This is a genomic window from Ideonella azotifigens (assembly GCF_006519715.1).
Lineage (GTDB): Bacteria > Pseudomonadota > Gammaproteobacteria > Burkholderiales > Burkholderiaceae_C > Ideonella > Ideonella azotifigens.
This window is the reverse complement of sequence record NZ_VIDT01000390.1, coordinates 1-5,383: the sequence shown is the minus strand read 5'-3', so window position 1 is coordinate 5,383 and position 5,383 is coordinate 1. Positions and strand designations below refer to the sequence as shown.

Here is a 5,383-nt window from a genome sequence, read left to right as displayed (position 1 = left end):
CATGCACGATGCCGGCGTGCACGCCCGGCATCGGCTGCGTCGGCCCGGTGCCGCTGAGCCAGAAGGAGTTGACCGGCAACAGGCCACGCGCCTCGCGCTCGTCGTTGGCCGGGTGGTTGTACAGCAGCATCTGCACCTCGGCCTGTAGCCGGCGGATCAGCCGGGCCTGCGGGTGCGTGTTCAGCCACAGGTCCACATTGCGGCCGATCACGCGATCCAGCGCCGCGGTCGGCAGGTTGCGCAGGCTGGGGTGCGTGGCATACCAGCGCGTCGGCGCGCCCCACTGCAGCTTCCAGCCGTCTTCCTCGAACAGAGGGCGCAGCGCGTCGAACAGCGTGCGCGACATCGCCTCGTCCAGCCCCAGCGTGGCCGGGTCGGTCAGCGAGACCTGGTCGGTGCCCACATGCCAGTGCGTTGGGCTCAGCAAGCCCCAGCCCAACTCGTCATCCACCGGCGCCAGCCCGTCGCGTTGCGCGGCCACCGCCGCCATAGGCAACAACCCGTCCTGCGCCGGCCCGGCCGGCCAGCCCCAGGCGGCGGCCAGCACCTGCTCGTGCGGCGCACTCAGCGAAAGCTCTTCGTCTTCCTCCGGCGCCGCGGCAGGCCCAGGCCCGGCCGGCTGGAGCCGACCGAGCAGCCGCTCCAGGTTTGGCAATGCCAGCGTTGAGATCGCGTGCTGGGCTGGCGGCGTCAGGGCGCTGGCGAAGGGGAGCACGAGATGCATGAGCGGGATTATCGCGGTGGCGCTGGCGTTGCAAAATCTGCGCTTTACAAACGATTGACAAGACAGCGAGAGGGAGTGGGAGGATGGGAAATCTGTTGCGAGCTTGGTCCCCGACATGCGGCTGGCAAGGGCGCGCGCTCGGTCCATGGGCCTGGGCGGCCGTTGGCTTGCTGATCGGCTTGTTTGGGGGCTGCGGTGGCGGGGGCGGAGGCAGCAACCCGGCATCGTCGCCTGACAAGTTCTCGGTGACGTTTGCGCAACCCGCGGTCAGCACCACGCTGATTGCGGGCCGGAGCGACTCCGTGCTGGTCCAAGCCACGATGTCGTACCAGGGCACCGAGCCGGTCTACCTGCGCCTGGGCGAGTCTCAAGGCCTGGTCAAGGACGGCTCGATGGATGTCTCGGGCGATCTGTTGTCCGCCACGCTGCTGCTGGGCGACGCGATTGCGCCTGGCCAGTACGACAGCACACTGGATCTCTACGCCTGCTGGGATGAAGACTGCAAGCAGCAACTGGCCGGCAGTCCATTCCATCTCCCACTGCACGTGGAGGTCAAGCCGAACCTGCAGATTGCGACGGCCCAACCAATGCGACGCACCGGCCGTGACCCCGCGCCGAGTCAGTCGCTCCCGCTCAGTCTCGTGCCCGAGGCGGGCGAGCTGGCGCTGAGGCAAAGCGGCGCGTATGGGGCTTTCGAGCTGTCGCTGCACGACGGCTTGCTGGATGTGCGGACGCTGCAGATGCCGGCCGGCAGCTATCAGATGCATGCGGAGGTCTACGGCACCTCCGATGATCGCTACAGCGCAAGCGTGGATCTGAGCTATGTGGTGGAAGCACCGGCGGGCGGCGAACTGCCGCTGCGCCTGGCGCCGGAGTTCCTCAATGTGACGATCAAGGCCCAGACGCAGCCGGTCTACCGCTTCAAGCTGCAGCGGCCAACGTGGACGGACCTGGTGGGCCCGTTGCAGGTCTCGGGCGATGCTCACATCACCAACTTGCACCTGGTGAGCGAAGACGAATACGAATTCACCGTGGACGGTACCCAACTCGAAGCAGGCTTTACCTACTACGCCACGATTGCCGCGGACGCCGGCCCGCTTGGCGGGCAGGACCAACTGGAAATCTCGGTGCAGGTCTCGCCAGCTCTGCTGCTTGAGAATCCCGAATTCGGCGGACTGCGCATCAATGCCCAGACCCAGCCTGCCAACCTTCGCTTGCAGTCCCAGATTGCCACGCCCGAGGGCAGCTCGGTTGGCTGGCATGTGAGCTCGGATCAGCCTTGGCTGAAGGTGCTGCGTGCCGATGGCATCACCGGTGTGGACCCGCTTCAGGTGGAGGTGGATCCATCGAAGTTCCCTGCCACCGGCTGGCAGGTCGAGGCAGGGCTGAGTGTCCAGCTCGACCAGGCCGGCGTGAGTGCGGTCCGTGTGCCGGTCACGGTCCAGAATTTCCTGCCGCGCTTCGACCAGGCCTCTCCCGGTGTGCTGACCGGCAGCAGTGCGCGCGTGTACCTGGACGGCATGGTGCTGAGCGACAGCGGGGTGTTGGGCGCAGGCGTCTTGAGCGTGCAGGGCGCCACATTGAGCAATGCGCAGCGGCTCAGCGATACCCGCTTCGCCGGCGACGTGAGCGTCATCGCGCTGGACATCGATGGCGTGGTGGCTGGGCGCGATGTGGTGATCCAGGCCACTTCGCCGCTGGGCGTGACCCAGCGCGTGCTGAAGGCCGTGGCACCGCCGCAGGTGCCCTCTGGCCATCTCGCGTTGCCGTTTGGCAGCTACCGGCCAGCGTCGTACCTGCCCGGTTTGACCGCACTGACCTTCACCGGCGGCGGCGCGCTCTGGCGCTGGCCTCATGACACCGCATGGCGCAGTGCAAAGAAGCAGGCGCTTGCCCAACTGCTGGACGCGGTGCCTTCGCCTGACGAAGCGGCGATCTATGCCGTTGGCGCTCATGCGGTGACGGCGCTTGATCCGGCCACGCTGGCCGTGCTGCGCCAATCCAGTCTGTCCACCGAATGGGGTCACGATGTCTTCGATAGCGCCACGGTACCCGGCAGCAGTGGCCTGGCCTATGCGGCCGATGGTCGGGCGTTGACGGCGGCTTCTGACGACACCTGGCCCACTCGACACGGTGTGAGCTGGCTGGCAGGCTGTCCTTCAAACGATTTTGGCCGAACGGACCTGGCGTCCCACAGCTGCCTTGGCGACCCGGGCAGCGACTACCTGGGCAATGTCGGGGAGTCCAGCAGCGGCGCCAGCATCGCCCGCAGTGCCCAGGGCGGCTCGCTCGCGCTGAGCTATCCCAATGGCCGCATCACGCTCTACAAGGGTCTGGACAAGGCGCGGCTGGAGGCAGGCAGCCTGGCGGCCGGGCGCCGGGTCGTGGCCGTCGCCGACCAGGTCGGCTGGACCATCAGCGACGACGGCGTGATTCGCATGGCACCCTGGTCCAATGCCGGCAGCGGCTTTGCGCTGGCGGCACTGCTGCCGAGCATGCACGTGGCGGGAGGCTACGGAATCTCAGGCAACGGTCAGGCTGCGCTGATCTACAGCTACCGCGTTGCCGACACTGCGGATGGCGCACGTGCGACAGAGCCAACGCTTTCCGTCGTGGCGATTGGCACGCAGACTGTCGTGTCAAGGCTGGCCCTGCCGGCTGCCGTGGGCTGCACTGCGGCGCTTGCCGCCGGTGAAAGTTGCCAGCATGGCGCAAGCATCACGGTGGCGCCAGGCGACCGCAGCGTGTTCGTCGTCGGGCCGCGAGGCGTGGTGGCGATGAGCCTGCCAGATGAGGTCATGAACAGCCTTGCCACGCGGTCACGCGCAGCAAGCGCCAGGAAGGCGCAGGGCATGGTCACGCCAGCGCTTCAGGTGATGCCATTGCATTGAACCGGCGGGGCGGGATGCAGCCTCCGGTAGCATCCGCCCCATGAGTTCACTTCTTTCCGGGTCGGCCTGGCCGTACGAATGGCAGGTTGGCTGGCGCTACACGCGTGCGGGCCGGGCGGGGCGCCGCAATGGCTTCATTTCCTTCATCTCGTTTGTCTCGGTCATCGGCATTGCGCTGGGCGTGGCGGCGTTGATCATCGTGCTCAGCGTGATGAACGGCTTCCAGAAGGAGGTGCGGGACCGCATGCTGGCGGCCATTCCGCATGTGGAGCTGAATTCGGCGACTGACAATGCGCTGCCGGATTGGCATGTGCTGGCCGACAAGGCGAAGACGCTGCCGGAGGTGAAAGCTGCAGCACCGTTCATCGCGGCGCAGTCGCTGCTGGCGCGTGGCGAGGACATGCGGGGCGTGGTGGTGCGCGGCGTGTCGCCGGCCGACGAGGGCGGCGTGACCGACCTGGCCTCGCAGCTGAAGAAGGACGGCACGCTGGACCAACTGCAGCCGGGCGCCTGGCGCATCATCCTTGGGGCTGAGCTGGCGCGCTTGCTGGCAGTGCGCGTGGGCGACTCGGTGACGCTGATCGCGCCGGGCGCGCAGGTGACGCCGGCTGGCGTGGCGCCGCGCTTCAAGCAGTTCACCGTGGCGGGCGTGTTCAGCGTGGGCCACTACGAATACGACAGTGCGCTGGCGCTGGTGCACCTGGACGATGCGGCCAAGCTCTACCGCCGGGACGGGCCGACCGGTGTGCAGCTGCGGCTGAACGACGTGCACAAGGCACGCGAAGTCGGCGTGCAGCTGTCCAGCCTGCTGGGACCGCAGGTGCTGGTGCGCGACTGGACGCGCACCAACGCCGCCTGGTACGACGCGGTGCAGATCGAAAAACGCATGATGGCCATCATCCTGACGCTGATCGTCGCGGTGGCGGCCTTCAACCTGGTCTCCACGTTGGTGATGACGGTGACCGACAAGCGGGCCGACATCGCCATACTGCGCACGCTGGGCGCAAGCCCGGGGTCCATCATGGGCATCTTCGTCGTGCAGGGCGCCGCGGCCGGGGTGATCGGCACCTTTGCCGGCGTCAGCCTTGGGCTGCTGGTGGCCTTCAACATCGACGTGATCGTGCCCTTCATCGAGCACCTGCTGGGCGTGAGTTTCCTGCCCGGCAGCATCTACCTGATCAGCCGCATGCCCAGCGACCCGCAATGGGGCGACATCATGCCCATCGCTGTCATCTCGCTGGTGCTGTCCTTCCTGGCCACGCTGTACCCGAGCTATCGCGCCAGCCGCGTGAATCCTGCCGAGGCCCTGCGTTATGAATGAACCCAAGATGGCAGTCCGGCCAGGTGATGTGGCGCTGCAGTGCGCAGGCCTCAAGAAGCGTTTCATCGAAGGACCGCTGGACGTGCAGGTGCTGCGCGGCGTTGACCTGCAGGTGCGCGCTGGCGAGACGCTGGCCATCGTCGGCGCTTCCGGTTCCGGCAAGAGCACGCTGCTGCATTTGCTTGGCGGACTGGACGCGCCGACCGGCGGCAGCGTGACGCTGATGGGCGAGCGCTTCGACGCGATGAACGCCGCGCAGCAAGGCCGCTGGCGCAACCAGCATCTGGGCTTTGTCTACCAGTTCCACCATCTGCTGCCCGAGTTCAGCGCGCTGGACAACGTGGCGATGCCGCTGCGCATTCGTCGCGTGCCGACGCCTCAGGCGCGGGATGCAGCGCGTGCCGCACTCACGGAGGTTGGCCTGGGCGAGCGGGTCTTGCACCGGCC

4 protein-coding genes are annotated in these 5,383 nt (G+C 67.3%); 3 read left to right on the top strand and 1 reads right to left on the bottom strand.

Annotated elements, in window-relative coordinates; all coding sequences use genetic code 11:
* Positions 1–724 (bottom strand): hypothetical protein (locus FKP22_RS20145; RefSeq protein WP_141289481.1); only part of this gene is annotated, 724 nt, incomplete at its 3' end.
* A 302-nt stretch (positions 725–1,026) separates the two neighbouring features.
* On the opposite strand from FKP22_RS20145, the gene FKP22_RS20140 reads away from it, so the two are divergent.
* The 3 genes from FKP22_RS20140 to FKP22_RS20130 form a co-directional block, all read left to right on the top strand.
* The gene (locus FKP22_RS20140; RefSeq protein WP_141289480.1) at positions 1,027–3,615 is read left to right on the top strand and encodes a hypothetical protein; all 2,589 of its coding nucleotides are present in this window, start codon (positions 1,027–1,029) and stop codon (positions 3,613–3,615) included.
* A 40-nt stretch (positions 3,616–3,655) separates the two neighbouring features.
* Positions 3,656–4,936: a lipoprotein-releasing ABC transporter permease subunit gene (locus FKP22_RS20135; protein WP_141289479.1), complete on the top strand. Its 1,281-nt coding sequence runs from the start codon at positions 3,656–3,658 to the stop codon at positions 4,934–4,936.
* Positions 4,929–5,383 (top strand): ATP-binding cassette domain-containing protein (locus FKP22_RS20130; protein ID WP_233446900.1); only part of this gene is annotated, 455 nt, incomplete at its 3' end. The genes FKP22_RS20135 and FKP22_RS20130, both read left to right, overlap by 8 nt.